Source organism: Corynebacterium sp. KPL4072, from assembly GCF_037908395.1.
In the GTDB taxonomy this organism is placed as follows: Bacteria; Actinomycetota; Actinomycetes; order Mycobacteriales; family Mycobacteriaceae; genus Corynebacterium; species Corynebacterium kefirresidentii.
The window spans coordinates 340,298-358,529 of the sequence record NZ_JBBMGE010000002.1 but is presented as its reverse complement, the minus strand read 5'-3'; the positions used below and the strand labels follow the sequence as shown (position 1 = coordinate 358,529).

Below are 18,232 nucleotides of genomic sequence, written 5' to 3'. Positions count from 1 at the left end.
GCTAGAAGGCGGCTGCGGCGCCGTACATGACCAGGACTAGGGCGAAGCCGATAACGGAGATGAGCACCTGGTTGACAGTCCAGGTCTTAAGCGTGGTCATGGTGTCCATGCCCATGAGACGGCCGACGAGCCAGAAGCCGGAGTCATTGACATGGGAGCCGAAGACGGAACCGGCGGCGGTTGCAACAACGATAAGAGCGAGCTGGAGCTCGTTGAAGCCACCAGCTTCTACGGCTGGGGCCATGAGGGCGGCAGCCGTAGTTAGCGCAACGGTCGCCGAGCCTTGGGCCAGGCGCAGGGCCACGGCGATGAGGTAGCAGGCCAGGATGACGGGGATGCCGAGGCCGGAAAGGGAATCAGCAAGCGCATCGCCAATCCCGGAGGTACGCAACACACCACCGAACATGCCGCCGGCACCGGTGATAAGCACGACCGAGCAGATGGGGCCGAGGGAGGAATCGACAAGCTTTTCCAACGCGGTCTTTTCTACGCCACGGCGCAGGCCCAAGACCACGAGCGCGACGAGGAGGGTAATCAGCAGGGCAATGGGGGTCTGGCCCAGCATGACAAAGAACCGTACCCACGCGGCGTCGGCGTCGATGGTGCCATAGGACGCCAAAGCATTGAGACCGGTGTTAAAGAAGATGAGTACCATCGGGATGAGCAGGATGGAAATCACCGTGGCGGCAGAGGCAGGCTTGTGAGGTTGCTCGTCCTCCGTGAGGAGGGGACCGGCGATGGCATCGGTTACCTTGATGGGGAATTTCTTACCGGAGAGCAGTCCAAAGCGGTAGCCGGAGATATACCAGGTGGGCAGGGCTAGGATGAGTCCGACTAAAAGAACGAGACCCATATCGGCGCCGTAGAATTCGCTGGCTGCAACAGGGCCCGGGTGCGGCGGCAGGTAGACGTGCATGACCGAGAATGCGCCAGCTGCCGGCAGACCGAAGGCAAGGACAGGGCCATTCAAGCGGCGAGCGACGGCGAAGATAACCGGCAGCATCACAATCAGGCCGGCATCGAAGAAAATGGGAAAGCCCATAATGAGCGACGCTAGGCCGAGTGCTAGGGGTGCTTTGGATTCGCCGAAGCGGCGGACCATGGCGTCGGCAAGCGATTTAGCGCCACCGGAAGCCTCCACCAGTCGGCCGATCATGGCGCCCAAGCCGACGAGCAGTGCCACCGACCCTAGGGTGGAGCTAAAGCTCTCTGTCATGGTGGGCACGATTCCGTCGAGGGGAATGCCCGCAGCCAGCGCAGTGAGTGCCGAGACCACCAATAGTGTGAGGAAGGCGTGAAGCTTGAAATAGATGACCAACACCTAAATTACGGCGATGGCGGCCACCGCAATGCCCAGCAGCGGGCCGGTCGACAGGGTGGGTTCCCACGTATCCATGGGCGGACTCCTTTTCTAATGCAAACCTTTGAATAACGGCAACGTTAGCAGCAGCTCTGCTTACCGACGCCCCCTTCCCCTAAATGCGACCAACCCGACACCCCTGCTGGGGTTGGCATATAAAAATTCCCTGGGAGCCAATGAACTGGCCCCAGGGTTTAGTGTTGGATACTGCATCCTGCGGGTTTACGTGGCAGGAAAACGGATTTTAACTGACGGCGGCATTTAGTTTAGACGTTCACCAGTGGTGGTGCTGAACAGATGCACATGGTCTGGGCTGGGAGAAACATAGAAAGTATCGCCCACCGCATATCGGCTGCGGGCATTGACTAGGATTCCTGTCTGACCGCCCATGCGGGTAGAGGACTTAAGGATGCCATCGGCGGAGCTGCTGCCCGCGGCGCCGTTAAGGTCGCCATAAACGTAGGTCTGGTTACCCAGTTCCTCGATATGCGCGACAGTAAACTTTGCCCCACCGTTGCCGGTATCGCTTAACTGCCAGTCTTCAGGGCGGATGCCCACGGTGACAGTCTCAACGCCATCGAAGTTGTAATTGGCCAAGTTGATGCGGGTAGAGCCGATACGCAGCTCCGAGGAGTTATGGGATAGGTCGTAGATATTCATCGCCGGGGAGCCAATGAAACCGGCGACAAAGACGTTCTGCGGGCGGTCATAAATGGTACGGGTGGTATCCACCTGCTGTAGGACGCCGGCGTTGAGAACTGCGACGCGGTCACCCATGGTCATCGCCTCCGTCTGGTCATGGGTGACGTAGACGGTGGTGGTGCCAAGACGGCGCTGCAGGTTAGAGATCTGCGCGCGGGTGGATACGCGCAGTTTGGCATCCAAGTTGGACAAGGGCTCGTCCATGCAGAATACGGCCGGCTCACGCACGATGGCGCGTCCCATGGCCACGCGCTGGCGCTGGCCGCCGGAAAGATTGGCGGGCTTGCGGTCCAGCAGATCTTCCATCTGCAGGATTTTCGCGGCCTCTTGCACGCGAGACTTAATCTCGCTTTTAGGGACCTTGCGGTTTTCCAGTGCGAAAGACATATTCTGCGCTACGGACATATTGGGGTAGAGCGCATAGTTTTGAAAGACCATGGCTACGTCGCGGTCCGAGGGGCTCACGCCGGTGACGTCCTTACCGCCGATGCGAATGGAGCCGCGGTCGGTGGGTTCGAGGCCGGCGAGCATGCGCAGGCTGGTGGACTTACCGCAGCCGGAGGGGCCGACAAGGACCAAGAATTCGCCATCAGCAATATCGAGGTTGAGGCGGTCAACGGCGGGGCGTTTAGCATCCTTGGAGTAGATGCGGCTTGCGCCATCGAAGGTGACAGTAGCCATGGTTACCTTTCAGAATGTAGTGAGGGGAGGAGGGCGCCTGGGGGAGCCTACTTATTGATGACGGTCTTGACCTGGTTGTCATAAATGGACTGCAGGGTCTTTTGCAGGTCTGTAAGCACCTTGGTGACGTCATCGCGGTTGGTGACAATCTTTTCGAAAGCACCACCAATCTCCTGGTCCGCGCCGGGCAGGAAGACACGGGCATTATCCTGCGGGCGAGTCTCCGGAAGTTGCTTGATGGCGGTTTCGAAGTTCGGGTTTTCTTCCATGAACTTCTTCTGGTCCTTGTTGTCTACCGCGGTGGAGCGCACCGGCATATAGCCCACGTTCTGGGACCAGTAGCAGGTGTTTTCCTCATTGGTGATGAAGTCGATGAGCTTAATTGCAGCCAACTGGCGGTTCTTGCTGATGCCAGCTGGGATGGCAAGGCCAGCACCACCGGTAGGGCAGGCGCCATCGCCAGTAGGGTTAGGCAGGAATGCAGTACCGAGCTCGAATTTAGCGGTATCGGTCAGGCCTGCCAGGTCACCGGTGGACAGCACAGTCGCGGCTGCGCGGCCGGTGCCGAACTCCATGGCCATGTCATTGCCCACGTAGGAGTAGCCCTTCTTTTCATCGGTGATGTCTTTGAGCCACTCGACGGCCTTGATGGTCTTGTCATCGGTGAACTTCAAGTCCCACTCATCGGAGTAGGCACCGCCCTTGGACCACAGTGGGCCCTGGAAAATCCAGCCCAGGTAGTCCACGGCGTCGCCCCAGCCAAATGGCTTCATCTTGGAATCGGCCGCGGCGAGCTTCTTGGACCACTCGTCCATCTCATCCCAGGATTTCGGACCGCGGTCTGGCAGACCGGCCTTCTTCCACGCGTCCTTGTTGTAGTAGAACAACGGCGTGGAACGAGCGAAAGGAAGCGCAAAGTGGCCGCCGTCGTAGTTGTAATCCTCGTAGAGTGGCTGCACATAGGTAGACAGGTCGATGCCGGCTTCTTTCGCCAGGTCATCCACGTTGGCGATCTGGCCGTTGATGGCAAAGTTGTACCACCAGACGTCGGAAAGCACCACGATGTCCGGTAGATCTTGGCCGGTGAGCGCGGCGTTGAATTTCTGTGCAGCCTCTTCGTAGTTCTTGCCGGCATCAACGAGGTTGACCTTGATATCAGGATTCTCCTTTTCAAAGCGGGAGATGATTTCCTTCTCAATGTCCTTAGACGTGCCCGGGTGGTTGGACCACCAGGTCAGTTCGGTGACTTCACCATCGCCGCCTTTGTCTTTACCGCCTTGTGGGTTAGTAGAAGAGGTGCCGGCGCAAGCGGCGAGAGTGGTGGCAGATGCGGCTGTGGTAGCAAGGGCGAGGAATGTGCGGCGTAGCATGTAGTTCTCCTGAAAACCCTGGTTAAGGGGGGAAATAAAGTATGTGGAAACGGCGAGCGTGGGTGGGGTAGAAGTCCTTCTATCCCTTGACGGCGCCAGTGGTCAGGCCTTGAATCATGTACTTTTGCAAGGCTAGGAAGATGATCACCATCGGGATGATGGTGAGGATGGTGGCGGCCATAACCGGACCCCAGTTGGTCACGCCATCGTTGTTTTGCAGCATGGTCAGACCCACCTGCAGTGGGGCAACGTCCTCAGTATCGGCCATGAGGAATGGCCACAGGTAGGTATTCCATTCATTGACCATGGTGATGACGGAAAACGCGGTCAGCGTTGGCCAAGAGACCGGCAGGAGCACCTTGGTAAGCAGGCGGATGGGGCCGGCGCCGTCCATACGGGCGGCTTCCACCAGCTCATAGGGCAGGGATAAAAAGTGGTTGCGCATGAGGAAGGTGCCGAAAGCCACGCCGGCCAGCGGCACGATGATGCCCACGAAGGTATTGCGCCAGCCCAAGGAATTGACCAAGGCGTAGTTAGAAATGACGGTGATTTCGCTGGGCACCATGAGTGAGGAAATGACCAACAAGAACACCAGATGGCGGCCTGGGAAGCGCAGGATGGCCAGCGCATAGGCAGAGATGACACCAAGCACAATCTTGATGATGGACAGCACTGCGGTAATTACTACCGAGTTGCGCAGGTAGGTCCAGAAAGGCACGCGGGTGGTGGCATCGGAGTAATTCTCAGTCTCCCATACCGGCGGCAGCCAGTTAACCGGATCCGTATAAATATCGCCCTTGGCCTTGAAAGAGGTCATGAGGATCCAAAAGAGCGGGAGACCAATAAGGAGCAGTACCGCGAGGATACCCAAATAGCCGCCGACGAGCTTGGCGCGACGGGTGGTGGGGGATTCATCCGTGACCATGTGAAGGGTTGAAGTAGCCATGTGGGTTAACCTCGCTTATCCATGATGCGTACCTGGATCAGGGTGATGATGAGCAGGATCAGGAACAAGATGGTGGCGGCAGTCGCACCGTAGCCGGCGCGGAAGTTGACGAAGGTCTCGTTATAAATCTGGAAAACCAACGTCTGCGTGCCATTGCCCTGCGGGCCGCCACGGGTCATGACGTTGATGATGTCGAAGACCTGCACGGAGTTAAGAAGCACCGTGATGGAAAGGAAGAAGGTCGTATTGCGCAGCTGCGGCATGGTCACACGCCAGAATTTGCGCCAGCGTCCGGTGCCGTCGATAGCGGCGGCTTCATCCAGTTCCTTGTCTAGGCCTTGGAGCGCGGCTAGATAAATGACAAAAGTATAGCCAAGGTTTTTCCACACGAAGGTGAACGTCACCATGAACATCGCCCAGCCTGGCACGGCATAGAAATTCGGGGAGTCGATGCCGAACCAGCCCAGCATGTCCTGGATGAGGCCAAAGTTCGGGTCAAAGACGAATTGGAAGGCGATACCAATGGCCGCGCCAGAGATGGCATAGGGCGCGAAGACCACCGAGCGTGCAAAGTTGCGGCCCTTAATGTTCTGGTTGAGCAGTAATGCCAGCGCTAGACCAATGACCATGGAGCCTATGACCGCAAAGAACGTGAATACCAAAGTGTTGAGCACGATGGTCTTCGTATCCTCGCGGCTAAACCACTCCACATAATTGTCCAAGCCTACAAAGGTGGAGGTAGGGCTGGAAATATTCCAATTGAAAAAGGATAGCCGGATATTATCTAGCAGCGGCCGGTAAGTAAACACAGCCAGCAGGATCAGGTTCGGTGCTAATAGCGCTGCGGCCAGCAGCCATTCCTTGTGGCGATTGCGCGCTGCTTTGCGCACCAGTGCCGCAGAATCACTGGGGTTTTCCGTGTGGGCGGGACGGGCGATGGTAGTGCCTGAGTTGCCGCCACTGAGAGAGTCTTCCTGAAAGGTCACCCGGTCAATCTAGGGTGGACGGGTGAAGCCCAGATACATGGAAAACAAACAATCAGTGAATTATTAATGTCCGATGGGTTAAAAGTGGATGCGTCATTGATCCTTTAAAAAACTCCAGCTCAGCGGGCCATGGCGTCTGTCTCTTTACCATAAAACTATGGCTGGCATTACAAAAATGCCTTGCTTGCCGACGCCCACCTTCCTCCCACCCTTCTACACTGGCACCCATATTCCACCGCGATTCCACAAGGAGGAAGCAATGTCTGTCCGCACTGTCTGCAGTAACTATGACTCCGTCAAAGTTTGGCAGGAGCCACTTTATAAGGACCTGCATCAGCACCCAGAGCTATCAATGCAGGAGGAGCGCACGCTTGGCATCATCAAGGGCAAGCTTGCTGACTTCGGGTTTGAACAAGTGGATGTAGGCGGTGGCGTGGTTGGCATTTTAGAAAATGGTGCCGGGCCAACTGTCATGCTGCGCGCGGATTTTGATGGCCTACCAGTCAAGGAGGACACTGGCCTGGATTATGCCTCCACCGATACCGCCCTTGACCCGGATGGAAACCCCATACCCGTCATGCACGCCTGCGGTCACGATTCGCACGTGGCCAGCCTGCTGGGCATGGGTGCGCTCATGGCGCAGGCCACCGACCAGTGGTCCGGCACCCTGCAACTAATTTTCCAACCGGGCGAGGAAATCGCCGCCGGTGCCCAGTCCATGGTGGATGACGGTCTGGTAGATAAGGTAGCAACTCCCGATGTTGTCCTAGGTCAACATGTTTTTGCTAGCCAATTTCCTGCTGGCACCGTTGCTCTTGCCGCAGGACCCTTCATGTCCACCGCGGTAAGTCTGGATGTCAAGGTTTATGGCCAAGGCTCGCACGGCTCCATGCCACACCTCAGCGTCGATCCAGTGGTGCTGGCCAGCTCCATTGTGATGCGCCTTCAGACAGTCATTTCCCGCGAACTAAGCCCTTCCGAGTTTGGCGTGTTGACCGTGGGTGCTATCAATGCCGGTTCGAAGGCAAATATCATTCCTTTTGAGGCTAACCTGAAGATCAACGTGCGTGCCTATAGCGAGCAAGTACGCGACAAAATCTCCGGCGCTATCGAGCGCATCGTCAACGCCGAGTGCCAGGCTGCCGGTAGCCCTCAGCCTGCTGAATTTAACTATCACGATGCCTACCCGCTTACCAGCAATGATGACGAGACCACGGCGCGGCTCCAGAAAGCCTTCACATCCTACTTCGGCGCCGACCGCGTTCTTACCGCAGAACCCCTCACGGCCAGTGAGGATTTCTCCACCATTGCGCGTGCCTTTGGGGTTCCCTATTGCTTCTGGGTATTTTCCGGCCGCGAAGAGGGAAAAGATGTTCCCAACCACAGCCCGCACTTCGCCCCGCTGCTCCAACCCACATTGCGCACTGGCACCGAAGCACTTGCTGCCGCTGCATTGAGCTATCTGGGCAACGACTAAGCGGGAAACTGTACATGGCCGCACGGTTCTTAAAAGATGTGCGGCTATTGCTGCTGGCATCCGGGCTGTGGGGGAGTAGTTCATAGCCGCCAAGTCTGGTGAGTTTTCTCTATGCAAGGTTTTCCTGCGTCCACCGTTTCTTAGTGCAATTAACCGGCAGACCCCTAAAACAGCTCCAACGCCCGGGCCTCACTTGGGGCCGCAGGGCGCTGGAACTGGTTCTCTCTATCTCTCTTGCGTTCTCTCAAACGCATGAACTTAAGATAACTCCCTAGCCTGCTACAGGCCTGCGTTTTACCTGTGAGTATTGTGGTAATGGGGTGGAAATCGCCATATAAACGCGCAGACCAGCCCACGGTGTAAAAGGCGGCGACCTCTAGGTCGATGAAGAACTATTCATAGGGGTGCGGTTCTGCGTAGGATTCTAGGTAAAACTAAAAGTGTGTTCTCGGGCTTCGGTTGGGGTCGAGAAGCCTTTAAATAGGCGCTAAAACCGTGTCAGAGGAGGAGATGTGTCGCAACAATTTGATCCAGAATTGCACCGGCAAATGGGCGTGGAAGCGGATGTTGTCTTGCGGGTGGGAATGCTCCTAATGGGTGCCGGCACTTCTGGTTACCGTGTTTTAAGGGGGATGAAACGCAGTGCGCGAGCTTTGGGGTTTGACCACTTAGATGCCACAGTGGGTTTGACGCAGATTACTTGTACGTTCCACCGCGGGGAATATTTCAGGACAGTGATTGCCCGGCAACATTCTCCTGCGGTTGATGCTTCGCGGATAGAAGCCTTAGAAGACCTGACCCATAATCGGCTCTATGCGGGGATTACTGCCCAAGAATTGGCCGCAAAGCTGGATGTTATTGAGTTTGGAGTCAAAAAGCGCTGGAGCGGTTTAGTTCTTTCTTTTGCCGCCGCGATCGCGTGCGCGGCGTTTGCGTATCTTAACTGTTTCCCGCTAGAAGCGGTGGGGTTGGTGGCTCTAGCGGCGTTTGCAGGCCAGTTTGTGCGGTACACGGTTCTCCACCGGCACGTCCATCAAATCGGGGGAGTAATTGCTGGCGGGGCAACGGCAAGTATCGTTTTCTTCCTTTTAACGGAATTTTTTGGTGCGATAGGCTCAGTGGCTCCGAGTGAATTGTCCTCGGGCGTGGTAGCAGCGGTTTTATTCTTGATCCCCGGATTTCCTCTTTTCTCTGCTTTGATCGACATTGCGCGTTTTGATTTGGACGCAGGAATAGTCAGGTTAGGGTACGCCTTCACTGTTATATTTACAGCGACTTTCACGGTCTCGATGGTTAGCTGGTTGACACAACTTACCCCTGATCCGCCCGCCCCTGCACAGGATATGAAGTGGTTTTTGTTGGCGCCGGTCGCAAGTTTTCTGGGAATTGCTGGCTTTGCCTTTCTTTTCAACTCTTCCCGCCGCATGGTTTTGGTCGCAGCGTGTGTCGGAACGGTGGCAAACGAGCTCCGTTTGATCCTCATTCACGCAGGTACAACTATTTTCTTTGCGGCATTCGTGGGAGGACTATTGATTGGGCTGCTAGGTGCGGTTGCTTCTAAAAAGGCGCGCCTTCCTCGTATTACAACGACCGTTCCGGCTGCCGTGATTATGATTCCGGGGGTGACAATGTTTCGAGCAGTGTTTTATTTGAATGACGGTCAAATGGATCAAGCTTTGGCAAACGTTGCGACAGGAATGATGGTGGTTGGTTCTATTGGCGCCGGATTGGTGTTTTCTCGCCTGCTAACTGATAAGGATTGGGCATTGGGCCGACTTATTGATTTTGATAAAAAAATTCCGCAGAAGCCCTCTACAGCATGAAGTTAGGGTCTTAACTGGGAAAACGCCTGTGGCCCCCACTTCCTTTCGGAACTGGGGGCCACAGGCGTCTCTCTCACTGTTTCCATATATCGGCATGTGCCGCCCTGTGGAAACTGCAGGGGGTTCTCTCTATCTCTCTCATATGCGCTCTCTCAAACGCACGATCTCAGTATGGGGCACTGTGCTGTAGTGTCCATGAGGCTCGGCTGTTGGGTGGCTGTTAATGGCTGGGAGGGGATGGATAAGGCGCTGACAAGCGTAACAATTGTGGGGGAGTGCAATATTGGCGCATAAAAGTGACGTACACCATAAGTTGATTCTGTAGGGTTGAGGGCATGCGCGCAGCGGGCCTGCGCCGTTTTCAACTGCTTGTATAGCTACAGAATTGAGGTGAGGAGCATGTCTCCTCTCACTTCCCAACCCCCAGCCAATGATGCCGTGCCGGCACAGGTGGAAGATACAGAAGAAACAAAACGCCAGCATCGATCGGCCATAAAGGCAGCGTTTATAGGCACCTTCATTGAGTGGTTCGATTACGCAGCCTATATCTATATGTCCGCGATTATCTCCCGAGTCTTTTTCCCGGAGATGGAAGGCCGCCGTGCCCTGATTATGACGTTTGCGCTCTTTGCGCTGTCATTCTTGGTGCGGCCTTTGGGTGGCATCGTATGGGGTCACTTCGGTGATAAACACGGACGCATCCAGACCCTAACGGTCTCCATTGTGATGATGTCCCTGGCTACCGCGTGCATCGGTTTCCTTCCTGGCTATGCCACCATCGGCTTCGCCGCGTCCCTTTTGCTGCTGCTGTGCCGCATGGTGCAGGGCTTTTCGGCAGCCGGTGAGTATGCAGGCGCGGCCACGCACTTGGCCGAGATCGCTCCGGCCGGCAAGCGCGGCATATATTCCGCGGTGGTGCCGTCCGCTACGGCTTCCGGCTTGTTGCTGGGCTCGCTCATTGCCTCGTTGCTGACGGGCGTGCTCGACGATGCCGCCTTGGATTCCTGGGGCTGGCGCGTGCCTTTCTTGATTGCGTTGCCTTTGGGCATGTACGGTCTGTGGATTCGCCGTCATACGGAGGAGTCCTCCCACTTTGAGGATCAGGATGAACCGGAAGAATCTCCGTTGCGGGAGGTGCTCAAGTATCCCAAGGCCTTGGCCATTGCCTTTGCTGGTGCGGTGCTCAACGCCATTGGCTTCTACGTCATTTTGACCTACCTGCCCACCTACCTCTCAGAAGAGTTGGGTATGGCCGCAACCCCGGCGTTTATAGCGTCTTCTGTTGCCTCCGCATTTTATGTGGGCTTTGCCTTGCTTACCGGCATGCTTTCGGACCGCCTGGGCCGCCGCACGACCATGCTGTGCGCGGCCGCTTTTATGGGCGTGACTATCATTCCGGCCTTTATGCTTCTCGACGGCGCCGGAATCCTCCTCGTCATTATCATTCAGGTCTGCTTGGGTGGCGTGCTGGCGCTCAACGACGGCGTCCTGCCCTCCTTCCTTTCCGAGCAGTTCCCCACGCACGTCCGTCTATCCGGTTTCGCTCTGACGTTTAATACGGCCAATGCTGTCTTTGGCGGTACTGCTCCGATGATCGCCACCTGGCTTATTGATGTCACTGGTCTGCAGCTTGCCCCTGCTTTCTATTTGGTGGCTGCGGCGCTGGTGACTGGAACCGCGGTGCTATTCGCGTCGAAAAAGAATAAGCTGCACCAGTAGCGCTTAAGACAAAAGATAAAACGCCTGCGGCCCTCGGAACCGGAAGGAACCGAGGGCCGCAGGCGTCTCTCTCTACAAGGTGTTTCCATGTATCGGCCTAAGCCGCCCTCTGGAAACTGAGGGGTTCTCTCTATCTCTCTCGTATGCGCTCTCTCAAACGCATGATTTAAGTATGGGGCACGGGGCTGCTACCACAATGGATTGTGCCTGATAGGTCCCTGCTAGTTGCTGAAAGTTTTCTGCTAGCCCATTTGTGGCTTAGTAGTCATAACTTTCGGCAGTATTTGCATCCGCGCCAATGCGTTGCAAGTGTGTGCGGCGCCTTTTCCTGTTCTGACATGTTGTCTCCCACCTTGTCAGACAGGAAAAGTCCTTGTCGAACCACCTTTTTGTGGGATTATTGGAACATTCCCCAGATGGTGGCAAAGAGCACGATAAAGCCCATGGCCGCCACGAAATAGTTGGTCTTTTTGCCACGGAAGCGGGCTAGGGCGTCCACTCGGTAAATGACCCAGATGGGAAGCAGGTAGGTCATGAAGGCGAAGAAGACGCCGCCCACGACAGAAATCATGTCCAGGATGGAGGGGTTGAAAATTCCTACCAGTGACGTGGCGATGAAGATGAAGAGGTAGGTCCATAGGTCGAGCGTGCGGGCAGACATCTTCTTTGTGGATTTCGGTGCGGCCAGGTTGAAGAGGTACTGGGTGCCCTCGATGGTGCCAAGGGCATGGCCGAAATAGGAAGAAGCCACCGCACAAATAACCACGATGGGTGCCATGTAGGCCATAAATGGGGTGCCGGTTTCGTTGGCGAAGTAGGAAAGTACCGGCAGGTTCTTGTCATTTGCCTCCTGCATGCCGTCTGCGCCCATGGCCAGTGCGCAGGACCAGACAAAGAACATGGTGAAGACGGTCAGCAAGATGGCGGAATTGCGGATAACCTTATCGGACTGTGCGTGGTGGTCCGCTCCGTATTCCTTTTCCATGCCCAGCGAGAATTGGGAAATCGCAGCAACGAAGGAGAAGGAGAACACCAAGACGGGAAGGATAAGGATAATGGCCTTGATAACCCCGCCAGCGGTGTGATCGCCGGCCTCCATGAAGGAGCCGAGGGCCCATTGCGGAATGAGGTAGAGCGATACTGCTGCCAGCGCCACGATGAGCGGATAAACCACGAACTGGGCAATCTTCAACATGATGGCATTGCCAAAGGCAAGTGCCAGCGTCATCAGTCCTACGCACAGCGGTGCCAAGATATAGCGAGAAATTTCCGGCCCACCTAGCTGGTTGACGATGAAACTATCGACCGTATTAGTAATCGATACGCCGTAAATGAGCACCACCGGGAAGATGGTGAACCAGTAGATAATCGCGAGGATAATGCCGTTGCCCCGGCCAAAGAAGTGGGTGAGTACTGCAAGGACGTCTTCGCCATGCAGCGGCGAATAGCTGATGATCCAGGAGAAAGCACGGTGGGCCAGGTAGGTCATCGGGAAGATGAGCAAGGTGGCTACCAGTAGCGGGATGAAGCCGAAGCTGCCGGCGGAAATCGGCAAGAAGAGGATACCTGCGCCCACGGCAGTGCCGAAGAGCGTGATGGTCCACTGGCTATTGACGGCCTTATTGGTAGTCACCTGGCTGCCGCTTGGGGTGTCTGCGCTGCCGGTAGTGGGTGAACTGGCCGGTGAAGCAGGCGCATTCGCAGTCGTGTGAGACATAGAATTCATCCTTCAGTACGTGTGAATAAGACAACATAAACAATCTATCTGAAGGTTTTGGCGAACGAAAGTAAAAGTGTGATCTAAGTTAAAGAAATATTAAAGACCGCCGCACCGAGGGTGGTGCAACGGTCTTTGGGGATCTTGCTAAGGCTTGGCAGCTAGTCCGCGATCAGGTTTTCTTCCTTCAAAAAATCGAGTGCCACGGTGGTGTAGTCCTCACCGTCGACGTCGACGCGGGCATTGAGTTCCTGCATCTTTTCGTCGTTAAGCAGCTGTGAAACGATCAAGAAGAAGGCCGCCGCACCATCAGTGGTGCAGCGGCCTTCTCTTTGAGACGGGCTAGGAAACTATATTCCTAGGGCAGAAGTGAGGTGTTCTTAGAACAGGCCCTCAGCCTTCTTGCCAAAGTCATTCAAGGTGTGCTCGCGGGAATCAACGTTCTGGTCGTTGTGCTTGGAGTCATCACCCTTGATGCGGGAGGTCTGGGTTACCTCGATGTTATTGATGAGGCGGCCTTCCTTGGTCTTGCCATCGCCGAAGTCCAGGTTCGCAATGCGAGCCTCTTCGCCAGCGTTAATCGGGTTAGCCAGGGTTACCTCGAAGGAGCGGGTGGAGGTCTTCTCGTTGAAGCCCAGGTCACGGATGTGAGCGCCGTTGGAGGAACGCGGAGTGATGAGGCGGTCAACGCCCTTCGGGCCCTTGGCGGTCTTCACATCAACGCGGAACTGGGTAGCTGGGAACTCGCCGTAGTAGCGCTCGGAGCCAACGTTCTTGGCGCGGACTGCAACGGTGCCTGCGAAGCCAGCGTGCTTAGCGTCGGAAACGGTCATGTAAGGCTCGAGGTCGAGCTTGTGCTTGGAGTCCTTCTTGTCCTCCTTGGCATCAACCTCTTCCTGCTTCTTCTTGTCAGCAGCCTCTTCGTTCTTGCCCTCTGCCTCAGAAACCTTCTCGGCATCTTCCTTGGCGGTGCCCTCGGTGTCCTTGATTACCTCTGCGTCAGCCTCGAGGTTCTTGTCCTCTTGCACAACCTTCGGGTCGTTGACGTCGGTGGCGTTCTGGGCATCCTTGTTAGGAGCGTAGGAATCAGACAGCTTGTCGTACAGCTTGACGCGAACTTCGTTCTTAACCGGCTGCATTGCATTCCAAGCGGTCGGGGTGGACCAAGTGCCGTTTGGCTTGCAGTACTGCTGGGTACCGGTCATGTTCAGCACGCGGAAGCCGTAGGTAGCTTCACCGGTGTGGTTTGGCGGAACGTCGTAAGGTCCGATGGACTGGCCAGCCTCCCAAGACAGGGAGTAGGAGGCGCTAGCACCAATCTTGGTTGCGATCTCGTGGGAGATGCCTGCGGAGCCTTCGGCATTCTTGCCGGAGCCCTTGCCGCCCAGGTTCATGGACGTGGTCTCGGTGCGGTCACCGTTGACGGAAACGGAGATGGACTGGGACTTGGACAGATCCTGCTGCAGCGGGATGTCCTTCTTGGTCTGGTTGGTGGTGGAGATGGTGCCGGCCGGCAGGAAGCGATCGGAAACCTTGTAGACCACGGTGCGGTGGTCCTCCCACGGGTTACATACCGGGCGAGGGGTCAGGACGTTCGCCTTCATGTGATCGGAACCGTGGGTGGTGTGGATGATGGGCAGCTGCGGGTTCAGGGCCGGGGTTTCCGGGTAGGACTCGGTCTGGGTGGTTGCGCCAGCCAGCGGTGCCGCGAATGCGGTGCCGGCGACGATGAGGCCGGCGGTCAGGCCGGTCATGCGACGACGAATCGACATCTAGAACTTCTCCTAATGCAGGTAGAAAATGAATGAACTTATGAATGAAATCCAGCAACTCTCGACGTTGCGCTAAGAAAACGCTAAAACACGCTTAAAGTTACGTCATCTCTTAGATGTCTATATATCTTCCCCAAAGAAAGGTCAATATGTTTTATATAGACCGAGCTGTTTAATGGGGGTTGTTCCCGCTAAGTGGTCGATAGTGCGTCAAAAACTATTGATGAATAGATGTCTATACATCGCTCGTTTGAGACGAATCGACGTATCCCTCATGTGGGGGTATTTTGCTATTTTCTAAAGTGGTGCACGAGTCTTGTAGGGAAATTGTAGGTGTGTCACTGTATGCGTCGTGCGCTGCATTTGAGCGGGTGAAAGGCGGTTATAAAATGCCTGCTGGTGAATGTTACATGTCATAAGTTATAGGCGTTTACATGGCAGAGGTTGGTGCTTTTCGCAACCGGAACTGTCCAGGATGTTCCGAAGAGGGTGGGGTGCAGGGCTAGAAGAGGGCGGATTCAACGATCAGCATGAGGGCTGCAGAGATGGCCACAATGATGACGATGCGGTTGAGCAGTTTCCTATCTATAAATCGGTTGAGGTGGTTCGCTGCGATAAGTCCAATGACAATAAGGGGGAAATAGGCCGCCGCAGCGGTTACTTGGGTGCTGCTGATCTGTCCATTGAGCGCCAAAATTATAAGAGAAATTAAGGTTCCGAGGACGAAGGTGCCCGCCAAAGTGCCGCGGGTACGGTTCGGATCAAAACGCTTCATAATCAACGCCATGGGCGGGCCGCCTATGGAAGTGGAGGTGCCCAGGATGCCGGAGGCTACGCCGGCGATGAGCGTATTGAGGGTGGTCGGCCGCGGGCTCCATCCCAAACTGGATAGGGTCATGGCAAAGAGTACGGCGCAACCGATGAAGATGGATAGTCCATTGGGGGACAGACTCGCGATTGCCCAAGCGCCTATTAAAGAACCGGGGATGCGGGCAAGAGAAGAGATTCCCACCACGCGCCAAGAAGTCTCGCGGTAGGAGCGCGATAACGTATAGCTAGAAATGCACAACGCGAGCAACAGAATGAGCGTGGGTAGGAGCTCAGGCCGAATGAGCGCGATGATGGGCGTGGCAATGGTCCCTAAACCAAAACCGATGGCGCCCTGAGTGATGGTGCCGGCAAGGATGAGGAGGCCGATGAAGATATAGGACCATGCGTCCGCGGAGATTCCCAGAAACATAACGAGTGCTAAGTGTATCTGGGCTCAATCCTGCCGACTAAACCTAGGAAAGGCGAGCTGTCACTTTCTCATTGGAGGCGATTTCCTCCAACCGCTCTGCTGGGCACACGCCGGCAACGATGACGGCGGAACCTCCCGCGGCGAGGGGCTCGAGCACGGCGCGGGAAAAAGACTCATTATCAGACCAGCCGGTAGATAGCAGGCGCTCGGCGCTCGCAGGTGTATTGACGAGTTGCGGCAGTGGCTGGGTTTCACCAAAGTACTGATCGCCGTAGAAGCGCACGGTGGGGCCGAAATCAATAGCGCCGGTGGGTAGATCGCCGCCGGATTCTACGACGCCGCGGCCAAAGGGGTCCTCGCTGATGAGCACGATATCGGCTTGGGGTTGACGTTCATGGGCGGCGGGGTAGCGGGAGGGGGAGGTAAAGACGACGTCGGCAAGCGTGGCAGACTCGCCAAAGCTATAGGAAGGGCCGGAGGCGAGCGCACCCAAGGCCACAACGGCCGCTTGCCACGAGGAGGGCAGATCGATGGCAATGGTGGAATCTGCCTCTAAATCGAGCTCTTCTTCCAGCATATTGGCGATTTTCGCTACCCAATTGTCGAGCGTTTGCCCGGAAAAATCCATGCGTGCGCCGGTGGTCTCGTTATATACGGTAAGCCGCGGAGAGGCGGCATCGGCATGCAGAAGATGGGCGAGTAGTTCCATACTCGCCCATCGTAGGGGAGAAGTGCTAGTTCACGCAGCGCGGGCCATCGCCACCGGCGTCGATTTCTGGGGAAACCTTGGCGGTACCGAAGTCATCGCCCGGGGTGCCTACCGGCTGGCTGGACTTGTCTTCCTCCGGCTCTTGGGCGCTGGCCTCCTTATCGGAGGGGCCCTGGTAGTCATCGGTAGCCACGACGATGAGGGTGTCATTATCGAGCTGCGGGTTCTCTGCCACCGGCAGGCCACCCAGCTTCTTGGCTAGGGCTTTCGCCTCCTTGCTCGTCGGATCGGCGGCTACCACTTGCGACTCACTGTAGATGCCCGGTTGCGCGTTAGCGGAGCGCTCTACCGTATAGCCCTTGCTCTCAAGCCAAGAGCCGATGCCGGAAGCTAGGCCGTCAATATTGCCGGCGTTGAGGACGTGGATATTGATATTAGGATCGACGTCCTTGTCCTTGTCCGCCTTTTTCTGCTTGTCCTTATCCTCGGCCTTGGCCTCATCGGTGGCTTCATCGTGGGACTTAGCCAAATCGTCCATGAAACGGTGAACCTCGGCGGCGTCGATAGTGACGATAGATTCGCCATAATCGCCCTGGCCGTCGATGGAGGTAACCGGGATGGTGGTGAAGGTGACATTGCCGCCCGCCAGGCCGGCAAGCTGGGTAACAAAGCCCATGATGTCCCAGCCCTCATCGATGACTACGGAGCGTTCCACCGCCTTGGCAATCTTGGAAAGCTTGGAGGGATTAGCCAGGGTGTCATTGTCCAGGATTTTATTGACCAGGGAAGCCATAAAAGCCTGCTGGCGCACGATGCGGTCGAGGTCGCCGCGCGGCAGGTTGTAGCGCTGGCGCACAAAGGCTAGGGCCTTGGCGCCATCGAGGGTCTGCTTGCCCTTGCTGAACTTAGCGCCAGACATATCGTCATTGACGTCATCATTGAGGCAGACTTCGACACCATCGACGGCGTCGGTAAGCAGGGTAAAGCCCAGCAGGCCCACCTCCGCGTAGTGGTCGATGGACACACCGGTCAAGGACCGCACCATGGCCAATAACCCTTCGCGGCCGGCCTCGACGCCCTGCTTTTCGATGTCCTTATCCGAGTGCGGCTTCTTTTTGCCCTTTGCTTCAGCCTCTGCGTTTTCCTGCTTGAGCTCGTCCACCTTGGCGTTCTTGTGAGAGGCGAAGACAGCATTCATCTTCATATTGCCGTACTCCGGATCCTTAACATAGGTATCGCGCGGAATGGATACGGCGGTAGCACGGGAACCATCCTCCGGAACGCGGATGAGCATCATGGTGTCGGTATTTTCCTCACCATCGGCCACGCCGGCGTGCAGGTCTGCTAGTTCCTTATCGGAGAGGGGATCGCCCTTTGCATCGGTACGCGAATCCTTGCCCACCAGCAAGATATCCACCGCGCCATCGAGTGAGTCACCGGAAAGTCCCTTGCCGCCTAAGGACAAGTCCTTGGCAGAAGACATACCATTATCAAGCCGGCCGACGGTGGCATAACCCACGCCAGATACCACCAGGATAAGGGCGGATAGCAGGGCAACGATCGTCTTTATGGCCGTGGAACCTTTTTGCTTTACCGCACTAGCGGCAGAGGGCGCCGGCTGAATGGTGCGCGCCCGGCGAGTGTTCTCAGAAGTCACAAGTGGAGGCTTTCTAGATTGGTGGGGATCTGGAGACAGTTTAGGGCAGAACGTTAAAAAATTAGTGATCCGC

12 protein-coding genes and 2 pseudogenes are annotated in these 18,232 nt (G+C 56.2%); 3 read left to right on the top strand and 11 right to left on the bottom strand.

All coding sequences use genetic code 11. From position 1 onward, the window contains the following. Window position 1: 1 nt before the first annotated feature. From WMP97_RS03610 to WMP97_RS03590, 5 genes and pseudogenes are all read right to left on the bottom strand, one after another. Window positions 2–1,396: pseudogene (locus tag WMP97_RS03610) on the bottom strand (GntP family permease). Window positions 1,397–1,621: 225 nt separating this feature from the next. Then, complete coding sequence (locus tag WMP97_RS03605; RefSeq protein ID WP_248099711.1) at window positions 1,622–2,743, bottom strand: ABC transporter ATP-binding protein; 1,122 nt, start codon at window positions 2,741–2,743, stop codon at window positions 1,622–1,624. 47 nt (window positions 2,744–2,790) lie between these two features. Further along, window positions 2,791–4,113 (bottom strand): ABC transporter substrate-binding protein, encoded by a 1,323-nt coding sequence (locus WMP97_RS03600; protein WP_049359450.1) that lies wholly within the window; start codon window positions 4,111–4,113, stop codon window positions 2,791–2,793. Window positions 4,114–4,192: 79 nt separating this feature from the next. Then, the gene (locus WMP97_RS03595; RefSeq protein WP_034656258.1) at window positions 4,193–5,038 is read right to left on the bottom strand and encodes a carbohydrate ABC transporter permease; all 846 of its coding nucleotides are present in this window, start codon (window positions 5,036–5,038) and stop codon (window positions 4,193–4,195) included. 26 nt (window positions 5,039–5,064) lie between these two features. Further along, window positions 5,065–6,045 carry a carbohydrate ABC transporter permease gene (locus WMP97_RS03590; RefSeq protein ID WP_244169512.1) on the bottom strand — a complete coding sequence of 327 codons (981 nt, stop codon included), beginning with the start codon at window positions 6,043–6,045 and terminating at the stop codon, window positions 5,065–5,067. Window positions 6,046–6,304: 259 nt separating this feature from the next. Between WMP97_RS03590 and WMP97_RS03585 the strand changes: the two genes are divergently transcribed. The 3 genes from WMP97_RS03585 (at window position 6,305) to WMP97_RS03575 (ending at window position 11,064) form a co-directional block, all read left to right on the top strand. Continuing rightward, entirely contained in the window at window positions 6,305–7,522 is a 1,218-nt protein-coding gene (locus tag WMP97_RS03585) for an amidohydrolase (protein ID WP_340439822.1), read from the top strand. Window positions 7,523–8,070: 548 nt separating this feature from the next. Continuing rightward, window positions 8,071–9,345 carry a threonine/serine exporter family protein gene (locus WMP97_RS03580; protein ID WP_034656263.1) on the top strand — a complete coding sequence of 425 codons (1,275 nt, stop codon included), beginning with the start codon at window positions 8,071–8,073 and terminating at the stop codon, window positions 9,343–9,345. Between the two features lie 399 nt (window positions 9,346–9,744). Next, window positions 9,745–11,064, top strand: coding sequence for an MFS transporter (locus tag WMP97_RS03575; RefSeq protein WP_023020753.1), 1,320 nt, complete (start codon window positions 9,745–9,747; stop codon window positions 11,062–11,064). Between the two features lie 397 nt (window positions 11,065–11,461). Here the strand turns inward: WMP97_RS03575 and WMP97_RS03570 are convergent, their stop codons facing one another. The 6 genes and pseudogenes from WMP97_RS03570 to WMP97_RS03545 form a co-directional block, all read right to left on the bottom strand. Beyond that, window positions 11,462–12,781 carry an amino acid permease gene (locus WMP97_RS03570; RefSeq protein WP_340439821.1) on the bottom strand — a complete coding sequence of 440 codons (1,320 nt, stop codon included), beginning with the start codon at window positions 12,779–12,781 and terminating at the stop codon, window positions 11,462–11,464. A 161-nt stretch (window positions 12,782–12,942) separates the two neighbouring features. After that, window positions 12,943–13,074: pseudogene (locus WMP97_RS03565) on the bottom strand (glycine betaine ABC transporter substrate-binding protein); the annotation flags it as partial. An 87-nt stretch (window positions 13,075–13,161) separates the two neighbouring features. After that, the gene (locus tag WMP97_RS03560) at window positions 13,162–14,553 is read right to left on the bottom strand and encodes a hypothetical protein (protein WP_340439820.1); all 1,392 of its coding nucleotides are present in this window, start codon (window positions 14,551–14,553) and stop codon (window positions 13,162–13,164) included. 502 nt (window positions 14,554–15,055) lie between these two features. Next, entirely contained in the window at window positions 15,056–15,793 is a 738-nt protein-coding gene (locus WMP97_RS03555; RefSeq protein WP_340439819.1) for a sulfite exporter TauE/SafE family protein, read from the bottom strand. Window positions 15,794–15,836: 43 nt separating this feature from the next. Further along, window positions 15,837–16,502, bottom strand: a complete 666-nt coding sequence (locus WMP97_RS03550; RefSeq protein WP_086587975.1) for a TIGR03089 family protein — start codon at window positions 16,500–16,502, stop codon at window positions 15,837–15,839. A gap of 25 nt (window positions 16,503–16,527) precedes the next feature. Then, complete coding sequence (locus WMP97_RS03545) at window positions 16,528–18,159, bottom strand: LCP family protein (RefSeq protein ID WP_340439818.1); 1,632 nt, start codon at window positions 18,157–18,159, stop codon at window positions 16,528–16,530. Window positions 18,160–18,232: the final 73 nt, after the last annotated feature.

Coding starts and splice junctions, on each gene's coding strand:
- WMP97_RS03605 (WP_248099711.1), bottom strand. CDS start 2,743: ATGGCTACTGTCACCTTCGATGGCGCAAGCCGCATCTACTCCAAGGAT.
- WMP97_RS03600 (WP_049359450.1), bottom strand. CDS start 4,113: ATGCTACGCCGCACATTCCTCGCCCTTGCTACCACAGCCGCATCTGCC.
- WMP97_RS03595 (WP_034656258.1), bottom strand. CDS start 5,038: ATGGTCACGGATGAATCCCCCACCACCCGTCGCGCCAAGCTCGTCGGC.
- WMP97_RS03585 (WP_340439822.1), top strand. CDS start 6,305: ATGTCTGTCCGCACTGTCTGCAGTAACTATGACTCCGTCAAAGTTTGG.
- WMP97_RS03580 (WP_034656263.1), top strand. CDS start 8,071: ATGGGCGTGGAAGCGGATGTTGTCTTGCGGGTGGGAATGCTCCTAATG.
- WMP97_RS03575 (WP_023020753.1), top strand. CDS start 9,745: ATGTCTCCTCTCACTTCCCAACCCCCAGCCAATGATGCCGTGCCGGCA.
- WMP97_RS03570 (WP_340439821.1), bottom strand. CDS start 12,781: ATGTCTCACACGACTGCGAATGCGCCTGCTTCACCGGCCAGTTCACCC.
- WMP97_RS03560 (WP_340439820.1), bottom strand. CDS start 14,553: ATGTCGATTCGTCGTCGCATGACCGGCCTGACCGCCGGCCTCATCGTC.
- WMP97_RS03555 (WP_340439819.1), bottom strand. CDS start 15,793: ATGTTTCTGGGAATCTCCGCGGACGCATGGTCCTATATCTTCATCGGC.
- WMP97_RS03550 (WP_086587975.1), bottom strand. CDS start 16,502: ATGGAACTACTCGCCCATCTTCTGCATGCCGATGCCGCCTCTCCGCGG.